Origin of the sequence: Aerococcus sp. NPDC058936 (assembly GCF_042741995.1) — a bacterium.
GTDB lineage: Bacteria > Bacillota > Bacilli > Lactobacillales > Aerococcaceae > Aerococcus.
In genome coordinates this window covers 159,584-179,761 of the sequence record NZ_JBHYKZ010000001.1, presented here as the reverse complement: position 1 = coordinate 179,761, position 20,178 = coordinate 159,584, and the positions used below count along the sequence as shown (strand labels likewise).

The window sequence follows — 20,178 nt, the reverse complement described above, 5'->3', positions numbered from 1 at the left end:
CCTCCTCAGAAATTTAAAACGCTTACTCTCTGTATTTTACACGATTCCAAAAAATTTGTCATAACAAATACTGCAAAGATGTGCTGACATTAAATAGCAGACGCTCAGTCAATTATTCGTCTAATTTTTGAACGAGAAATTTGTCTATTTTAATACAAAAATGTTTTTGATTCACGGTCAGCAGAATCCGCGTATTTTTGATATAGCCTAAATTTTTCTTTATATTTTTCAGCCATTTTTTCATCCGGCGCTATAGTGGAAAATGACAAGTCTTGCCTTAAGCTAGGCCCTTCCACAAGTACACCGGCCCCAACCAAGCTCGCGTCGTCATCTGAAACATATTGCAAGGTTATCCCCATAATATTTGCGATCCATTGCCCTATTTTAGGGTTTTTAAATATTTTTCCGTTTACCTGAATCATTTTTTGATCTAAATCAGCGGTCTCAAAGACCATATCTACCACTTGCCGAATTTCAAAAAAGACCCCTTCAAAGACAGCTTTAGCCATGTCTAACTGGCTCGTGTGCCCTTGAATCCCTTTAAATTCAGCTTGTAGGTTGGCATTCCAATATGGGGCTCTTTCCCCGTTTAAGAATGGCAAGAAGTAAGGGCCGCTAGCTGATAAATCATGCGCCAAAAGTGTGGCTAACATATCTGAAAAAGATTGCCCATTTGCCCTAAAGCCAAAGTGTTGATGGCACCAATCCAATGCGTTGCCGGCATTGTTAACTGGCCCACCGACGACATAATGGGGCTGGTCGTCAACGATATAGGTGAAAATGCGACCGCTTTTATGCAAGGTTAATTGGTCAGTTAAGGTCCGAACAGCTGCTGAAGTCCCAAAAGATAAAACGAATGGACTGAGTCCCTGTCCTTTCTGGTTAGCATAGGCTAAATTAGATAGGTTGGCCAAGGCGCCGTCAGTTGATCCTGCCAGTATATGGAAATCGTTAGCTAAGCCTAAGGACTGGATAAAGTCAGATTTTACAGGCAATTCTTTTGTTGAATCGACTAATGCCGGCAACTGGTTTTCAGTTAGGCCGACCACCTTTAGTAAGTCTTCGGACCAAGTATTTTGGACTAAATCCATCAGCCCCATAGCAGATGCCGTAGGTCGGTCAATCACAAAGTTTCCCGTTAACTGACGGATAATATAAGCCTTGATGTCCATAAATTGTACCGTTTTGTCGGTGAACAATTCGGGACGTGCCATGTTTAGATAGGCTAATTTCACAAAGGGATTCATGGCATGGATTGGTGTCCCTGATTGGGCGAAAAAAGCAGCCGCTTGACCTGATGCCTGCATTTCCTGCCCCACATGCTTGGCCCGCAAATCTGCCCAAGTCATGGTGTTTTGCAGAATATGACCTGCTTGATTCATTGCAAGCAACGCATGCATTTGGCTTGAAAATATTAAAGTGTTGACCCAGGGATACTTGGCTTGCATTGCTTTAAGTAAGTCCACGAATTGTTGGAAAACGACTAGCGGATTACTTTCATGCTTGCCATCGCTATTTTGTTGAATGTGATTGCGTGCTTCTATAGTGTCTAAGACCCGGTACGGGGTTTCCATCAAGGCAAATTTTAGGTTGGTGGTGCCAAGATCGGCGACGAAATATTGAAAGTATTGCAAAATGATTCCTACTTTCTAAATACAATTATTTTCTTCTGGAAAAACAGCTTAATTTTCGATAGCCATTTTTAAAAAGGAATAGGATACCTCTATTTAACCACAAAAACGCAATGAAGCCACGATAAAGGTTAACCGGACATCATTGCGCTTGTGCTAGTTTATTAAAGTGTTCTCAGCTAAATATTAACGGATTTCAGCTGATAATTCGTTTGTTAGTGCTTCAGTAATACGAGCAACATCATTCGACACTTCTTCATCCGTTAAAGTCGCTTGTGGGTTCAAGTATTTCAAGCTGTAAGCAAGTGATTTCTTACCGTCTTCAATATTTTCACCTTGATAAACATCGAAGATTTCGATATCGACTAAGATGCCTCCTTTAGAAGCCTTTTGAATAGTTTTCATAACATCCGCATTCGTTACTTGGTCAGACACAAGGATAGCGATATCCCGGTCAGAACCTGGGAATTTAGGGATTGCTGATTGTTTGACATCTATTTTTGGTAAGGCGTAAATTTCGTCTAATGAAATTTCAAATACCAAGGTATCTTTCAAGTCATATTTGTCAGCAACACTTGGGTGTAATTGCCCAATGTAACCTAATTCAACACGTTCATCAGATTGACCTACTGCATAAATTTTGGCAGTACGGCCTGGATGCATATCTGCCAACTCAGACGTTGCTTCAAATGCAACTGCCACATCAAGGTTGAATGAATCTAAAATACTTTCAACTACACCCTTCATGTCATAGAAATCAACAGCTTTCGCTTGGTGACTCCAAGTTTTCGCTTGCGTGTTACCAGTCCAAACAGCGGCTAAATGTGTTTCATCCACTGGTAGGTCAGCGTCTGCCCATTTGAAAACACGGCCTGATTCAAAAATAGCGACATCAGAAGTTTTACGGGCTACATTGTATTGAACAATTTCAAGTAAGGCACTTAAAAGATTAGTCCGCATGAAACGACGGTCATCTGACATTGGGAAGTCAAGTGCTACTGGTTTCGCGTTCGCCATTTCCAATACCGTTTGATTGTCCCCGATTAATGAGTAAGCAATCACTTGGTTAAATCCTTCTGCCAACATTTGGTTATTGGTACGACGTTTGAAAGCTTGCCAGTCAGTAAGCCCCATATTTTGTGCGTTAACAGCCGGTAAGCGAGAAGGAATCTTGTCATAACCGTAGATACGGGCGATTTCTTCTACTAAATCAGCTTGAATGCTGATATCCCAGCGACGAGATGGTACAGAAACAGTGAATTCGTCGCCGTTACCCGCTACTTCAAATTGTAATTGCTTGAAGATTTGTTGGATGTCTTCATAAGATAAGTCCATCCCCAAACGTTTGTTAACGTATGCTAGGCTAGTGGTGACTTGAACTGGGGTTAAGTCGATGGCAGAAACGCGTTCGCTACCTTCAACGACTTCACCTTTGGCTAAATCAGCAATCATTTCAGCTGCAAATGCACCTGATTCAGCAACTGTTGCCTTGTTAATACCACGTTCGTTACGCATAGATGATTCAGAATGCAAGCCATTACGACGAGCAGTTTTGCGAATATGGATTGGTTCAAAGTTGGCTGCTTCAATCAATACATTTGTGGTATTTTCATCGATTTCAGTATCTAACCCACCCATAACACCAGCTAGTGCAATTGGTTTTTCACCGTCGGTTATGACGATATCTGAATCTAGTAAGGGACGGTCCACTTCATCAAGCGTGACGATTCGTTCGCCCTCTTTAGCTAGACGCGTTTCGATTACCTTATGGTCTAATTTATCATAGTCAAAGGCATGTAATGGTTGGCCATTTGCTAGTAAAACATAGTTAGTGATGTCCACTACGTTATTAATGGGACGGATGCCAGCTGCCATTAAGCGTAATTGTAGCCATAGCGGTGATGGTTCAACAGTGACATTTTTCACCAAGAAAGCATTGTACTCAGGCACTAATTCAGTGTCTGCAACTTTCAAGTCAATCGCGCCTGCTAAATCTTTCCCGTCATACTTAGTGATATCAGTGTAGTCAAAGTTTGGTTGACGGTTGTATACAGCCGCTAATTCCCAAGCTACACCACGCATAGAGAAGGCATCTGCACGGTTTGGTGTAATATCTAATTCAATGATCGGGTCATCTAATTTAAGGTATTCAACAATATCCATACCAGCTGGTGCTTCTTCAGGTAAGACCATAATCCCGTCAGCGTATTCTTTAGGAACGACACTGTTTGAGAAACCAATTTCCTCAAGTGAACAAATCATCCCTTGAGAAACAACACCACGCATTTTACCTTTTTTAATTTTCACATTACCCGCAATACGAGAGTTTGGTAAGGCAACGATAACCTTTTGACCTGCAGCCACATTTGGCGCGCCGCAGACAATTTGGAAAGGCTCATCTTCGCCCACTTCAACAGTCGTAATTGACAGATGGTCAGAATCTGGATGTGGTTCGCAAGTTAATACGTGGCCCACAACAATTTTCTTCAAGCCAGTACCTAAGGCATTCACGCCGTCAACCTCAATACCAGTACGTGACATACGTTCCCCAATATCTTGCGGATTCAAGTCAGCAAGATCGATAAATTCATTTAACCAATTATATGATACTTTCATTTATTGCTACCCCTCTTCCGTAAATTGTTTTAAGAATCGTAAATCATTTTGGTAAAAATGACGAATGTCATCAATACCATATTTCAACATAGCCACACGGTCAGGTCCTAAACCAAAGGCAAAACCAGTGTATTCAGTAGAATCAATACCAGCCATCTCAAGCACTGAAGGGTGAACCATACCACCACCTAGAATTTCAATCCAACCAGATTGCTTACAGATGTTACAGCCATCACCACCACACTTGAAACAAGTGACATCAATTTCAACAGATGGCTCAGTGAACGGGAAATAAGACGGACGTAAACGCACTTCAGTTTCTTCCCCAAACATATGCCGGGCAAACAATTCTAAAGTCCCTTTTAAGTCAGCTAGTGACACATTACGGTCAACAACCAAACCTTCAATTTGATGGAATTGGTGTGAATGCGTCGCGTCATCATCATCGCGGCGGTAAACTTTACCAGGTGAGATCATTTTTAATGGGCCCGCCTCAAAGTCGTGAGCATCCATTGCACGTGCTTGTACCGGTGATGTATGGGTACGTAATAAGACCTCGTCGTTGATGTAGAAAGTATCTTGCATGTCACGCGCTGGGTGGTCCTTTGGTAAGTTCATCCGTTCGAAGTTGTAGAAGTCAGACTCAATTTCTGGCCCTTCAACCACCTCGTAACCCATAGAAATAAACAAGTCTTCAATTTCTTCCATGACTTGTGTCAAAACGTGTTTGGTACCAGTTGCTGGTTTTTCACCAGGTAAAGTAACGTCAATCGCTTCCGCTTGTAATTGGGCTTCTAAAGCTGCTGCAGAAAGTAAGGTTTCTTTTTCGCTTAATTTGCCATCGGCTTTTGCTTTCAATTCATTGGCGTAAGCACCAACTTTTGGACGCTCTTCTGCTGATAAATCACGCATACCGCGTAGGGCTTCCGTAATAGGACCCTTTTTCCCTAAATATTTCACACGAACAGCTTTAATATCAGCTAGTGATTGTGCTGCATCAATTTCATCTATGATTTGGCTTTCAATGGCTTTTAAATCATCAATAATTTGCATTTTTCCATCTCCTGACTTTTATCCTTTGTATGAGTATTTCTAACTGTGAGTATCAAGACCAATAAAAAAAGGTCCTCCGTCCCCTAAAAAAAGGGACGAAAGACCGTGGTACCACCCTGATTCCGGTATAGTTAGTCCATACCAGCACTCATTGATCGTTTTAACGGGTCGACCGGACCTGCTTTCAAATAGCACAGCTATTCTCCCGCAAGCCTACTCAAGAAGTGAAAATATTTTAACTATGTAGGTAAGATTCCCAGCGCCACTTACTCTCTAGACTACATATTGTTAAAAATTGTCTTCTGTTAACGTAATTTCTCTTTATATTTTAGCGATTTTACTTGATTTGTCAACCTCAGTAACCAACCATCAAATACTAAACATAACACTTGTTAATTTAGATGCCTTCAGCATTCACTTTCCTAGCAATGCCATGAACGTAAGATATTGTTCAGGGCGTTTAGCGAAAGAAAATATATTGCTTCGCCGTTTTCTGCACCTGTAATGTAAGACATTTTACCTATTAATAAGGCTTATTCTGCTGGGTCTACCCATTCGTCTGCCCAATTGTGTAGGTTGTTAAAGATTTTTTGTAAGTCTTGTCCTTTTTCAGTCAATGTATAAACGGTAATGTTGTGGCCGTTTGATGCTGATTCTTCTTTGCGGACGATACCTTCTTCTGTCAACTCACGTAAGCGTTCAATTAACACACGGTCAGAAATACCGTTGATTGAGTCACGTAATTGACCGAATCTTAGTGGTGTTGCCAGTAATACTTCAATAATTAAGCTGTTCCATTTTTTACCAATCACTTTGCAAGCATGTTCCATCTTACTACACATTACCGGTAAATCTGCTTGTTTAATGGTAATTTCCATCTTGATCAATCTCCTCTTGCGTTTCTACTAATTCTTCCTTTTCTTCTAATGAGACATCTTTACTACTTGTGCCAGCAAGCGCTGGAATAACCAATTTACCGACGAAGTTCCTAAAAGATTTCATCATTTGTCTCTGTGATAAGTTGGCCAAACTAGGTTTTATAAAATCCTCAGTTGCAATATATTTATCCACGAAAGTGACCACATAGGACTCTTTGTAGCGAGGAAAATGTGGGGTTGCGAGCCACATATGTTTTAAAATAATGTCTTCTTCAACAGGTGATAAATCCGTCACTACACGAGCATTCATTAAGGCAATTTTAGGATGGTTCCTAAGATGGGTCCCTTTAGAAAAAGTGACTTCACCTGGTCTATAATAAAATAAATCATGTAATAAACCAGCACGTGCACAGGCCTTGTAATCCCAACCTAGCGTCTTAGCCACTTTATAGGCCATATAAGACACTAGATAAGAATGGGTCAAGCGATTCCCGTGGACGTGTTGCTTAAAATAAGCCAGGTCCGTAACGAAGGGATGATCCTTAATGTCAGCTATGATCTGCATATACGCTTGATCGTCTTCCCAAAAATAATGTTCTTGCGCTGTCACATTCATCACCCTTTTCCAACAAAATTCACTACATTCTACTGATTGCTACAAGCTAACTTAATACATTGCAAGAGTTGTGGTAAATACTGTCATGTCTTACGATTGAGAAGAAAATGATTTAGTCATCGATAGGAAATTGATACATCACAATTGCACCGGCAACCGCTACATTCAAGGATTCAGCTGAACCAGACATGGGGATATATAAAGCCATATCCGCTAACTGACTAGTTACCTTGCTTACACCATTCCCTTCATTCCCCATAACCAAGGCCCATTTCCCTTTAGCTTTTAAGTCAAAAGCGTTGCTCGCTTGTGCTTGGTCGTTTAATTCTGTTGTCGTAACAAAATAGCCTGATTCTTGCAGCTTAGGAATCACTTCCATCAAATCGACATCATAGGTATTCACGGCAAAATGACTTCCTTGCATCGATCTAAGCACCTTGTCGTTATACAAGTCCACTGTTCCAGCCCCTAGTAAGACATCACGGTAACCAAAGGCATCCGCTGTACGGATTATGGTACCTAGGTTTCCAGGATCTTGCACTTGATCTAAAATCAGTAATCCTTTTGACAATTGGTCAATGTCCAATGACTTAGTTTGCGGTAAGCTGGCTACTGCAAAGATGTCTTGGTGGTGATCTGTTTGGCTTAGTACCTTGGCCACTTCAGGCGTTACCTGTGTCAGCGGCAAATCAGCTTTTAAAGCTTGTATTTGCATCACATTTTGATGGCTACTTTCAGGCACATAGTAAATCATTTGAATTGCTGCATCCGCCTTGACAGCCATCTCTACAAGATGTGGCCCCTCTAGCAAATACTGTCCTGCTTTTTTGCGACCTTTACGGGTAAAAAGTTTCTTTAATTCTTTTATCTGTTGATTTTGAACAGATGAAATTAAGCGTTCAACCATAGTCTTATGCGTTTTCTGGTTTAATCAATTCGTAAATGGCTTCAGCGTAAATAGCTGCTGATTTCATTAAGTCACGAACCGCAAAGAATTCATTGGCTTGGTGCATAGTGTCTACTGAATCTGGGAATAAGGCACCAAAGGCTACACCACGTTTTAATAAACGGCCATAAGTTCCTCCACCGATTGATCGTTCTTGCCCTTTTTCGCCTGTTTGTTTTTCATAAACAGCTAATAAAGTTTGCACTAAAGGATCATCTGCTGGTACGTAATGCGGTACTTTATTAGTTTTCGTACCGTCTACAAAGCTGTAGTGGTAAGTTTCACCGTGACCCGCAAATGTTGCGTCAATTTCACTGTAATCTTTTCCACGTGGTACACGAATGTTTAAGACTGTGTATAATTTACCGTCTTCTTCGCCAACCAAACCTGGGTTTACAGTCACTTTACCCATGATTTCATCTTCATGGGCAATGCCTAATTTTTCCCCGTTAAAGTCTAAGTGTAATAAGTCACCTAGGAATTTCAATAAGTCGTCTTGGGCTAGTTCTTCGTCTAATTGTAATAATAATTTTGCTAAGTAAGTTGCCGCATTGAAACCAACACTCGGGTTCATGGCATGTACCCCTTTACCTTCAACTGTAAAGGCAGTTGCATCCGCTTCTGGGCTTACAATGATGGTAATATCTGGGTTTGCTGCTTGGAAGTCTGCAACGATTTGGTTGACATCAGATGTTAAACCAGAAACGACAGCATGCGCTTCGCCTGGCACCATATTTTCACGAAGACCACTTTCAAATGAAAGTAATTTTTCGGAACGCCGGTCGAAAACGAGCTTAGCTGAGTACATTCCTTTTTCTCCGTTAATAATTGGGAAATCGGCGTCTGGTGAGAATCCAAAATCTGGTTCATCTTCAACTTCAAAGTAGCGTGTGACACCTTGCCATTCGCTTTCTTCGTCTGTACCAACGATGAAACGAACACGTTTCTCAACTGGTAGGCCTAATTCTTTGATGACTTTCAAGCCGTAGTAGGCAGCCATTAAAGGACCTTTGTCGTCTGAAGCACCACGGGCATAGATCCGGTCGTTGATAATTTCAGGTTTGAATGGATCAGTATCCCATTTATCGTCAACTGGCACAACATCTACATGGGCTAAAACGCCAAGCGTTTCATCGCCTGTACCGAATTCAGCATGACCTGCAAGGTTATCAACGTTTTTAGTTGTGAAGCCATCGCGTTCAGCAATCTTCAAGAAAGTTTCTAACGCCTCTTTAGGGCCAGGTCCAACAGGTGCATCTGCACTTGCTTTACTGTCGTCACGAACACTGTTTACGCTTAATAATGTAAATAAGTCATTGATTAAGTCATCTTTACGATTGTTGATTTCTTCTTGCCAATTAATTGTCATTTAGAATCCTCCTAGAAATTTATACTTGTTTATATTTTACCACAGATTTGACGATATCTCACATAATACAACTAACAAAATGTAAGGGTGCGCGCTAGACCATTCTCTTTTCACCGCGAAGGCTTGCTAGATATGTTTCAACCTCAGCTCTGAACAATTTCCCTCTTAATATGCGCTAAATGTTGCTATTTTAAATCAAAATCTTTGAACATTCTTAACTTCATGAAATGAAGTTCGCTTGTTTTTACTAAATAAGTTACCGCAATTTTTGCTGGTTAAGTTGAAGCCCTTTTGAAGTCATTTATCTGCAAATACTACCTTACCGCCCATCAAAAAAGCTAGGTGCATGACCTAGCTTCTTGAGTGATTATTCTGTGATGTTAATGCTGTACCTTCGAAGATGGCGTCGTAGAGATCTTGATAGTCTACTTGAACGAATTCACCTTCAGTTAAGGCATCCGGTAGTGTCAATTGCCCAATGCGTTGTCTATGTAATTGCACGACTTCACAATCAACTGCATGGAACATGCGCTTAACTTGGTGGTACTTACCTTCTGCAATGACCACACGGGCAAAGGTTTGGCCCGCTTCTTCGTCTACTTGGTCGATGAAGAGTTGTGCTGGCTTTGTTTTTTCGCCTTGGCCAATGTCCAAGCCTTTTTCAAATTGGCCAATATGCGTGTCTGATAATAACCCGTCAACAAGCACAGCGTATTCCTTTTCCACGTGTTTCTTAGGGGCCATTAAGGCATGGTTGAATTGGCCATCGTTGGTGATCAGTAGCAGGCCTGTTGTGTCCTTGTCTAGGCGTCCAACTGGGAATGGTTGGTAGGTTAAGACCAAGTCTTCCGGTAAAAGGTCAATCACTGTCTCCCAACGGTTGTCTTCGGTTGCGGATATAACGCCGTCTGGCTTGTGCATTATGATATAAACGTAAGGTTCATAGACGATTACTTGACCATCCACTTCCACCTTGTCCTCTGTTACATTGACTGGTTGATTAGGCTTCTTGGCCACTAATCCATTGATGTAAATAGCGGATTTTTTGATTAAGGTCTTCACGTCACTTCGGCTATAAGGGGTCATGCTAGAGACAAATTTATCTAAACGTTGGGTGTTCTTCCCTGCTTTTTTATTTGTCATAGCGGCCCATCCCTAATTTCGCACGAAGCATTTTGGCCTTGTCGCCAAGTAGTGTATCTAATAGTTTAAAGCGTAAGCCACCAATGACATAAACTGCTACCCCAACACCAGCTACAATCACAACTTGCGCTACTTGGTGCACAATTGAGATTTCAGGTGATAAGATAGTACGTCGTAAGAATTGGTTGACTAGCCAAGTGGCAATCCCCATAGCGCCAGATAACAAGGCAATGCCTTTAATTTGGACTAAAACTTCAACTACTGATAAGTTGATACGTACTTTTAGGCGCCACAAGTAGAATATGGCAATTCCGATAAAGGCTGCCCCTGTAGCTAATAAGGCACCAGATGTACTAAAAATCGCTAGGAAAGGTACTTGCAGGACCAATTTAAGTGTTATCCCAAGTAACATGCCCATAATAGCATCTTTAAAGAAGGACATGGCTTGTAACATAGCTACAAGAACTGAAAACAGCCCCATGGTCACAGCTACTGCCGCTGATAATTGTAATAGTGAGGTACCTAGTGGATCGTGGGTAAAGATGATCGCGTACAAGGGCTCAGCTAAAACCGCCATCCCGATTGCAGATGGGAACATGACTAGTGAGAATAATTTCAAGTTGTGGCCGATTAACCCTTTTGTTTCTGGGAAATCATGCGTGGCATGTCGGTCAATACGTTTTGGCTGTGCTTTGTTTGCCAACTTGGCCTCGATATCTCTTTTCTCCTCTGAATGGGTAGCTGAAATAACAGCGATGGATGTCGAACCGATGGCAACAGCTAGAGAAACAATGATGGTCACGAGTTTATTGGCGTTGGCACCGAAAATGGCGTATTCATTGATTAATTGATCATGTGAAAGTTGAGAAACGCGTGTCATTATCGGCATGTAGGTGTTAGTGTCGACTAAACGAGACAACTCAATTGCTGAACCAGAAACGATGAAAGGAATGGCAATCATGACAATTTCAAGCAATAAATTTTTAGAAGAGACGTAGGTTTCTTCCTTGACTGCGTACAATTCTTCTTCCTTATTGTAACCTTTGCGGTAGCGCATAAAGAAGAATACCAATGTGGCTAAGGCTGCGAGTGCCCCAACGAAGGCCGCAAATGTAGAGTGGGTTACAGCTCTGACCATCTCACCGTTATTAATCACACGGATGATGTAAACTGCTCCTAACATGTATAGGACACGTAAAATTTGTTCAGTAATTTGTGAAATCGCGGATGGTTTCATATCTTGGTGCCCTTGGAAGTAACCGCGGACTACTGAAATCGTTGGTAGAACAACTAAAGCTGGCACTAAGGAACGGATAACCAAGACTACTGAATCGAAATCACGAGCTGGCGTTGATTGGGCCAAAATAGGTGCGAATGTCCAAAGTAGGACACCACCTACTAAACCAGTAACCGTCATCAAGGCTAGACCCGCCTTGAACAAGCGGTTGGCTGTTTTATAGTAGCCTCGTGCATTATAATAAGCCATTTGCTTAGCGATTGAATCTGGTACCCCGGCGATTGTAATGGACAAGAAAATCGCATAGTAACTATACCCAATATTGAACAAGGAATTGGCTTCATTGGCGATGTGTGGTTCACCCATCCATTTGTACCAAGGCATGATGTAAAGGACCCCTAAGATCCGTGACACCATTGAGGCAATGGTCATCCAAGATGCCCCAGCATTCATTTTTTCTTGTGCGCTGGTACTTGGTTTTCTAGGTGGCAGATCAAGAGGATCCACTTCTTCAGGTTGAATCACTTCTTCTACTCCATCAGTCCGATTTAAATTCGGATCGTCTATACCCATATTTATTTTGCTCCTTATACAATATTTTTGATTTATTTCAATTTTTTATATTTATTTATCTTTGAAAAATACTTAGCTTTCATTTTATATAATACCTACCGTCATTTCAATCATCATCAGATTAAAAAGACCTTAAGGTTTAAAACAAAGGATGTAAATTTTGGCCTTTTGGCACGTATATAACAATCCTATTATATCAGAAAACCTGGTGTTTAAATTTACCAAAGATAGTCGCATGCAGTATTACTCGCCACCTCGACTATCTTCAATTTTTAAGGCAATGATTAGTAAAGCCTTAGCCAAATAACGTGAAATTTGCCAAATAAAAACTGACAGTTATGTAGTCTACACAACTGCCAGATTATGATTTGTCTGAATATTATTGTTGGTTAGCTTTTAATTTTGTTACGAAGTTAGACAAGTCGCCTAAGAATAGTTCAAATTGTAAACCATTCATCATAACATCTGGATCATCTAATGATTTTTCGATAATTTTTGGAATGTAGTCCACCGCTAATTGGCTAGCCCCTTTAACAGAAGCACCATTTGCTAATGCACCAACAAAGATTGAACCGAAGATATCACCAGTACCGTGGAATTTACCACCGATAAATGGTCCAGTCGCTAAACCTTGTTCACCAGTCTCTACGTCTAAGTAGTAAGCCCCAGTTTGGCTTTCGCCGTCATATCCTGCACCAGTTAACACCACTGAAGCATTCGTTTGTTTACGAACTAATGTTAAGAATTCGTCAATTTTTTCTTGTGGCCAGATACCTTCAGTGTAATCCACACCATACAAGAAGCTCGCTTCTGTTTGGTTAGGCATAATCACATCAGCCATCGCACATAAATTCAACATTTCTTTGGCATATTCTTCGTCAAAACCGTAGTAGAAGCTACCATTGTCAGCCATAACAGGATCAAGATAGAATTTTGCATCATCTTTTAATAATTTTGGCAATTCATTCTCTAAAAACTTGATTTGGCGAACGCTACCTAAGTAACCTACATATGCTGCATCAAATTTTAAGCCAAATGAGTGCCAATGATCCACGATTTTTTCCATTTCATCAGTTAAATCTAGAAATGTGAATCCTTCAAATCCAGGCCCTGTATGTGTTGATAACAAGGCTGTTGGTAAAATAGTTCCTTGCAGTTGCATACTTGATAGAATTGGTAATGCCACTGTTGTAGAACATTTACCGAAGCTAGATGTATCGTGGATAATTAAAATATTTTTCATGTAAAAGCCATCTCCCCTTAATTTAAACTAACCATATTATACACAAGACAGCTATGCTGTCCACTAATTTGCCACAATATTGACTAGTTTGTTTGGTACAACGATTTCTTTACGGATTGTTTTACCTGCAATTGCTTCTTGCACTTTTTCGTTTGCGTGGGCAATTTCTAACAACGCTTCTTTAGCACTATCATTTGGCACTTGCAATTTCGCTTTAATTTTACCATTCACTTGAACAACGATTTCGATTTCATCGTCTACGATCATTGCTGGATCAAATGTTGGCCAGTCTACGTATGAAATACCAGGTTCGTTTCCAACAATTACCCACATTTCTTCAGCTAGATGTGGCGCGATTGGAGCAATCAATTGAATAAAGCCTTTCACGTATTCATAGTATAGGGTTTCAGCCTTATTGGCTTCATTTACAAATACCATCATTTGAGAAATGGCTGTATTAAAGTGTAGGTTATCAAAGTCCTCCGTAACTTTTTGAACTGTTTGGTGGTAAACTTTGTCTAATTCACCAGTGTTCATTGTCGTAATACGGTCACGCATCTTGCCATTTTCATCAACTAGTAAACGCCATACACGTTCTAGGAAACGACGAGAACCTTCAAGGCCATTCTCAGACCAGGCGATTGACGCATCTAGAGGACCCATGAACATTTCATATAGACGCAAGGTATCCGCCCCGTATTGGTTGACTACATCGTCAGGGTTTACAACGTTCCCTTTAGATTTAGACATTTTCTCATTACCTTCACCAAGAATCATCCCTTGGTTATATAGTTTTTGGAATGGTTCTTCATTTGGTACCACGCCTAAATCATATAAGAACATGTTCCAGAAACGTGCATATAGTAAATGCAATACCGCATGCTCAGCCCCACCAATATACAAGTCCACATTGTACCAGTAGTCTAAAGCTTCTTTGGAAGCAAATTCATTTGAATTTTTAGGGTCGATATAACGTAGGAAGTACCATGATGAACCTGCCCATTGAGGCATTGTGTTTGTTTCACGACGGCCTTTCATACCTGTTTCTGGATCAGTGACATATAACCACTCTTCAATATTGGCTAATGGAGATTCACCTGTACCAGATGGTTTAATGTTATCAGATTTTGGCAAACGAACGGGTAGCTCATCTTCTGGAACTGCAGTTGTTGTGCCATCTTCCCAATGGATAATTGGAATTGGTTCACCCCAGTAACGTTGACGAGAGAAGACCCAGTCACGTAAACGGAATGTTGTTTGACGTTCACCGCGACCTGAAGCTGTTAGCATTTCAATCGCTTTTTCAATAGCTTCTGCAGTTTCTAACCCGTTTAATTCACCTGAATTAATGTGGGCACCGTCTCCAGTGTATGCTTCAACAGCAACATCGCCACCTTCAATTACCGGCCGAATGGGTAGGTTGAATTGTTTAGCAAATTCGTAGTCACGGCTATCATGGGCAGGAACCGCCATCACAGCACCAGTACCGTATGAAGCTAAAACATAGTCAGCAACCCAGATTTCAAATGGTTCACCAGTTAATGGGTGGATACCGTAAGCACCGGTGAATACCCCAGTTTTTTCCTTGGCTAAATCTGTACGGTCTAAGTCTGATTTCATTGAAGCTGCAAGTAAATATGCTTCCACTTCTTCACGTTGCGCTTCAGTCACAATTTGACGCACCAAGTCATGTTCAGGCGCTAAAACAGCGAAAGTTAAGCCGTAAATAGTGTCTGGGCGCGTCGTAAAGGCATCAAAAGTTAAGTCATGATCTTTGATATCGAAAGTTATTTGGGCACCTTCAGATTTACCAATCCAGTGACGTTGCATTTCAACAACTGAATTTGGCCAGTCAACATTTTCCAAACCTTCTAATAAACGGTCAGCGTAAGCAGTAATCCGTAATACCCATTGTTTCATTGGTTTACGAACCACTGGGTAGCCACCACGTTCTGACTTACCGTCGATAACTTCTTCATTGGCTAATACTGTACCTAAAGCTTCACACCAGTTAACCAAAATTTCGTCTTCATAGGCTAAACCTTTTTCATATAATTTAGTGAAAATCCATTGTGTCCATTTATAGAATTTCGGATCTGTTGTATTGATTTCACGGTCCCAATCATAAGAAAATCCTAGTGATTTGATTTGACGTTTGAATGTGGCAATATTTTTCGCAGTGAAATCAACCGGGTCATTCCCTGTATCTAAGGCGTATTGCTCAGCAGGCAAACCAAAAGCATCCCATCCCATTGGGTGTAAGACGTTATACCCTTGTGCACGTTTGTAACGCGACATGATATCTGTTGCTGTATACCCTTCTGGATGTCCTACATGTAGTCCAGCCCCTGATGGGTAAGGGAACATGTCTAGTGCGTAATATTTAGGTTTTGAATAATCCTCTAAAGTTTTAAACTCTTTATTCTCGTCCCAATATTTCTGCCATTTCTTCTCAATTACTTTATGATTAAAAGCCATTGTTTTCTGTCTCTCCTTTAATTGTGAAAATAAAAAAGCCCTACATACGTCAAAAAAACGTATATAGGACGAAATAATTTCGTGGTACCACCTATGATTTGTACTCTTCATACCGATAACGTTGGCGCGACGTGGTAACGGATGCTTCTCATCGTCACCAACTTATAATCCAGCCTAATTCACAAGTGGTTCAAATATACTTCCACCAACCGTATACTCGCTTCATCGAACACAACTTGTTACTACCTCTGAAAAAGTTCAAATATTGCCTTTATTCTAGCACTTTAACCCAGTAAAAGCAAACCGGCTCAATCCAGTTTTTAAAGTCTTATTTGGCTTTTCTAGCAGCTAACTGACCTTTAATAGTATCAAAGACTACTTGCACTGGCATTTCTTTATGGGCAAATAATTGGTAGTTTAATTTAGCTTGGTAAACTAACATATCTAAACCACCAATGACCACACAATTTCTTGCTTTTGCTTGTTGCATAAACCGGGTTTCCATAGGGTCGTAAATCACATCCATGACCACGGTCCCCTCTTGTAACCAGTTTTCATCCGCCAAAATGGATTGGCCCTGGCTTGCTGCCATCCCAAGGCTCGTTGATTGAATCACGATTTCAGCCTGTTTGACTGCTTGACCCACCTGAACTTGGTTTGAAAGGTCAATCATTTTTAAATCAATTTGTGGGTAATCTGCTCTTAAAGCATCGCACACCTTAATCAGCAAGTCTTTTTCTTGGATATTGCGTGCCACCACAGAAATATCTCTGATGCCTTCAATTACGGCCTGGGCAATAATAATTCTAGACGTTGCGCCAGAACCGTAAACGACTAACCGCTTGCCAATGAGGTCAACGCCTCTATTTTTCACGGCAAGCCATAAGCCGGCACCATCCGTATTGTAGCCTACCCATTGCCCCTTGTCGTCTCGGGTAATCATGTTGACAGCGTTGACATACTGACTAGCAACATCTAGGCGGTCAACCGTCTGCATGGCCTTGAATTTCCCTGGCATGGTAATGTTTATCCCTTGAACGTCTAGGGCTTTCAAATGCTCGATTCGTTCAATTGTGTCATCTTCGCCCGTTTCAAAAGCGATGTAAACCATATTCAGGTCTTGAGCTTTAAAAGACGTATTGTAAATGATGGGTGAAAGCGAGTGGCTCAAGGGTTGCCCAATCACCGCTGCAAACTTCGTTGACCCATTAATATCTGTAATTGAATCCACGCATTAAGCCTCCGCTTCTACGATTGTGATAGGTAATTGATCGTTTTTTAGATCAGCGAAAATGGATGCTAACCAGCCGGCATATTGGTCAAACGTAATGGTTTTAAGTTCACATTTACCGAATGATTCTGGGAAGATTTCTGTAATTTCCCCACCCCGACGTTTCTTGTCATTGGTCATGGCACCAAGAATATCCTCAAAGGTATACTCTTTTGCCACATGCACTTGGTCTAATAGATGGTATTGGTTGAGTAAATTGTTAAAACGGTCAGCCAAACTTAATACTGTCAGCCCTTCTTTTTCAGCCATTAACTGGGTCAAAATCATCCCCGTTGCAACGCCTCGACCGTGGGAAACTTTGTAATGCGATACTTGCTCAATCGCATGGCCAATGGTATGGCCAAAGTTCAATAGTTGACGCAAGCCTAAATCTAGTTCGTCTTCTAACACAACGCTTCGTTTAATCTCAACACAACGTTTAACAACAGCTGCCAAGTCTTCGCTCAAAGCATTTAAAGGTTGGTTGCGGGTCATTAAGTTGTTCAGTAGATCACTGTCTAAAATCATGCCGTATTTAATTAGTTCTGCACACCCATCTTCGAAAATAGTTTGCGATAAAGTATGGAAGGTAGTTAAATCACAAAGGACGCGTGCTGGCTGATTAAAGGCGCCAACTAGGTTTTTACCCTGGGGTAAGTCAATGGCCGTTTTGCCGCCTACTGAAGAATCAATAGCTGAAAGTAAGGTCGTCGGAATTTGAATGTAAGGAATACCACGCAAGTAAGTCGCCGCTGTAAAGCCAACTAAGTCACCAATTACCCCACCACCCAAGGCAATTAGGACGTCTGAACGTGAATAATTCAAAGTGGCCAACTCTTCTTGCAGGCGGATATAGTTTGCAGATGATTTCTGGGCTTCTCCGGCCGGTAAGGTAATGGTGTCGACATCAGTCGTAATTGGGCTAATCGCCTCTTGTAAAGTCCCTAGGTAGCCATATGAAGCAACGTTCTCGTCAGTAACAATCATGACCTTACGTTGTTGGACTAAATCTTCCAGATGGTGTCCGGCATTTTTAATCAAATCGTTGTCAATGATCACATCGTAGGGATTGGCAACTGCTACATTTACTTTTTCCAATTTCATTCCTCAATTCTTTAAAATACGCTTATCGATAAGTGGTTTAACTGGCGTTTGTAGATTAATTTAAATCCGCTAAGAATGTATGTAATGCTTGCACTTTCTCAGTTAACGCCTTGTACTCATCTAAGTATAACGATTGTCGGCCGTCTGACCAAGCCTCATCTGGATTTTGATGAATTTCAATAATCAAACCGTCAGCGCCAGCAGCCACCGCAGCCATTGCCATTGATTCAACCCACTCACGTTTACCTACTGCATGGCTTGGATCAACCACGATGGGTAAGTGCGTTTTTGATCGTAAAACGGGAATCGCTGATAAATCCAAAGTGTTACGCGTGCTTGTTTCGTAAGTACGAATACCGCGTTCACATAAAATTACATTAGGATTACCGTGGGCTAAAATGTATTCAGCTGCCATTAACAAGTCCTCGATTGAAGCAGCCATACCGCGTTTTAACAAAACTGGTTTCGTCGTTTGACCAATCGCTTTCAATAAGTCGAAGTTCTGCATATTTCGTGCACCCACTTGGTACATATCGATTCCATCGAATAAATGTACTTGATCAACAGCCATCACCTCTGTCACCACAGGTAAGTCGTATTTCTTACCAACAGCCTCTAACATATCTAAACCTTCTTGCCCTAAACCTTGGAATGAGTATGGAGAAGTACGTGGTTTGAACGCCCCACCGCGTAACATATTGGCACCTGAATCTTTTACCGCTGCAGCCACTTCGTCTAATTTGTCTAAACCTTCGATTGAACAAGGACCACCGATCATGGCAAAATGACCATCACCAATTTGGATATTGCCGACTTGTACAACGGACGGTGTCGACTTGTATGATAAGCTCGCTCGTTTGTATGGCTCTTTAATATTCGCTAAAACCGTTTCTTCCGCTTCTGCGGTCATTACTTGTGTATTCATTTTATTTTCTCCTTTTTTAAACGCAGTATCCATATCCATTTTCCAAGGTTGGTATTTAAGCAAGAAAAAAGTCCTTTACAACAAAACCACCCTTGAGTGATTTTTGTTGTAAAGGACTTTCTTGTGTAACTAGCACCTATGCTAGTTGCTTAAGAACTAAAGCCATATCCTTTTTCAAGTACAACAAAATCACCTTTACCAAAACCGTAAAAGTAAAAGTAAAAGTTGAAAAAGTTATAGAATGTTGTACTTAGTAATGATTTCATGGCTGTAGTCCTCCTCTCGCTATTTAATAATGCAACTTTAGCAGTCTTTTTTAACCTTGTCAACAAATTTCTAATTTGATTCTAATTTTATCCAAAAAAAACACCTAGCTTGCAAAGGGGGAGCTAAACAAGCTGAGGTGTCATAATTTGATCAAATTAGTTTAGTTTTAAGACTTGGCCAATATACAAGTTGTAGTTTGATAAGCCGTTCAATGTCATTAACTCATCTAAGCTTAACCCGTTGTTTTTAGCGATACGGTATAAAGTTTCACCAGATTTAACTGTATGTGTCTTCGCACTTGAAGTTGCTGAAGAGGATGCAGTTGATGTAGATGAACTTGTGCTGGCTTGACTAGATGAACTTGTTGACGCATTTGAAGAAGCTTGGCTAGATCCACCAGTTGTAAATACTTTACCTGGATGAATTAAGTCAGATCCGCCATTTAAGGCACGGGCTTCAGCTAATGAAATACCTAAGACACGTGCAACAGTGTAAATACCGTCACCAGACTTAACAGTGTAAGAGTTGCCTGAAGCTGATGCTACGCTTGTTGATGTACTTGCAGATGATTGACTAGTTGAAGCACTTGAAGTTGATGAAGCTGAACTAGAAGACGCTTGACTAGATGAAGCTGCAGTAAATACTTTACCTGGGTGAATTAAGTCAGAACCACCGTTTAAGGCACGAGCTTCTGAAACAGAAATACCTAAAGCACGCGCAACTGTGTATAAGCCATCGCCAGATTTAACTGTGTATGACTTACCAGTTGATGTAGATGCTGAAGATGAACCAGTATTTGCACTTGCGCTTGATGAAGAAGACGAACTTG

15 protein-coding genes are annotated in these 20,178 nt (G+C 41.0%); all 15 read right to left on the bottom strand.

The genetic code is table 11. The features are described 5' to 3' along the window. Positions 1–149: 149 nt before the first annotated feature. On the bottom strand, positions 150–1,634 hold the full coding sequence (locus ACFW0C_RS00810) for a gluconokinase (RefSeq protein WP_378104510.1): 1,485 nt from the start codon (positions 1,632–1,634) through the stop codon (positions 150–152). A 183-nt stretch (positions 1,635–1,817) separates the two neighbouring features. Next, complete coding sequence (gene pheT, locus ACFW0C_RS00805) at positions 1,818–4,247, bottom strand: phenylalanine--tRNA ligase subunit beta (protein WP_378104507.1); 2,430 nt, start codon at positions 4,245–4,247, stop codon at positions 1,818–1,820. A gap of 6 nt (positions 4,248–4,253) precedes the next feature. Then, positions 4,254–5,300, bottom strand: a complete 1,047-nt coding sequence (gene pheS, locus ACFW0C_RS00800) for a phenylalanine--tRNA ligase subunit alpha (protein ID WP_378104505.1) — start codon at positions 5,298–5,300, stop codon at positions 4,254–4,256. 533 nt (positions 5,301–5,833) lie between these two features. Then, positions 5,834–6,178 carry a winged helix-turn-helix transcriptional regulator gene (locus tag ACFW0C_RS00795; protein WP_378104503.1) on the bottom strand — a complete coding sequence of 115 codons (345 nt, stop codon included), beginning with the start codon at positions 6,176–6,178 and terminating at the stop codon, positions 5,834–5,836. Then, positions 6,162–6,794, bottom strand: coding sequence for an HD domain-containing protein (locus ACFW0C_RS00790; protein ID WP_378104501.1), 633 nt, complete (start codon positions 6,792–6,794; stop codon positions 6,162–6,164). Before ACFW0C_RS00790 ends, ACFW0C_RS00795 begins: the two co-directional genes overlap by 17 nt. 112 nt (positions 6,795–6,906) lie before the next feature. Further along, on the bottom strand, positions 6,907–7,701 hold the full coding sequence (locus ACFW0C_RS00785) for a TrmH family RNA methyltransferase (RefSeq protein ID WP_378104500.1): 795 nt from the start codon (positions 7,699–7,701) through the stop codon (positions 6,907–6,909). 4 nt (positions 7,702–7,705) lie between these two features. Further along, entirely contained in the window at positions 7,706–9,109 is a 1,404-nt protein-coding gene (gene pepV, locus ACFW0C_RS00780; RefSeq protein ID WP_378104498.1) for a dipeptidase PepV, read from the bottom strand. 351 nt (positions 9,110–9,460) lie between these two features. After that, the gene (locus tag ACFW0C_RS00775; RefSeq protein WP_378104497.1) at positions 9,461–10,252 is read right to left on the bottom strand and encodes a pseudouridine synthase; all 792 of its coding nucleotides are present in this window, start codon (positions 10,250–10,252) and stop codon (positions 9,461–9,463) included. After that, positions 10,242–12,062 carry an oligosaccharide flippase family protein gene (locus ACFW0C_RS00770; RefSeq protein WP_378104495.1) on the bottom strand — a complete coding sequence of 607 codons (1,821 nt, stop codon included), beginning with the start codon at positions 12,060–12,062 and terminating at the stop codon, positions 10,242–10,244. Before ACFW0C_RS00770 ends, ACFW0C_RS00775 begins: the two co-directional genes overlap by 11 nt. 379 nt (positions 12,063–12,441) lie before the next feature. Continuing rightward, positions 12,442–13,305, bottom strand: a complete 864-nt coding sequence (locus tag ACFW0C_RS00765; protein ID WP_378104492.1) for a pyridoxamine kinase — start codon at positions 13,303–13,305, stop codon at positions 12,442–12,444. A gap of 63 nt (positions 13,306–13,368) precedes the next feature. Beyond that, positions 13,369–15,783, bottom strand: coding sequence for a leucine--tRNA ligase (gene leuS, locus ACFW0C_RS00760; RefSeq protein ID WP_378104491.1), 2,415 nt, complete (start codon positions 15,781–15,783; stop codon positions 13,369–13,371). 328 nt (positions 15,784–16,111) lie between these two features. Further along, positions 16,112–17,014, bottom strand: a complete 903-nt coding sequence (locus ACFW0C_RS00755) for a shikimate dehydrogenase family protein (RefSeq protein ID WP_378104488.1) — start codon at positions 17,012–17,014, stop codon at positions 16,112–16,114. A 3-nt stretch (positions 17,015–17,017) separates the two neighbouring features. Then, on the bottom strand, positions 17,018–18,157 hold the full coding sequence (aroB, locus tag ACFW0C_RS00750) for a 3-dehydroquinate synthase (protein ID WP_378104487.1): 1,140 nt from the start codon (positions 18,155–18,157) through the stop codon (positions 17,018–17,020). 55 nt (positions 18,158–18,212) lie between these two features. After that, positions 18,213–19,082: a 3-deoxy-7-phosphoheptulonate synthase gene (aroF, locus tag ACFW0C_RS00745; RefSeq protein WP_378104486.1), complete on the bottom strand. Its 870-nt coding sequence runs from the start codon at positions 19,080–19,082 to the stop codon at positions 18,213–18,215. A 422-nt stretch (positions 19,083–19,504) separates the two neighbouring features. After that, positions 19,505–20,178, bottom strand: a 674-nt coding sequence (locus tag ACFW0C_RS00740; protein WP_378104483.1) for a LysM peptidoglycan-binding domain-containing protein, incomplete at its 5' end; no start/stop codon positions are given.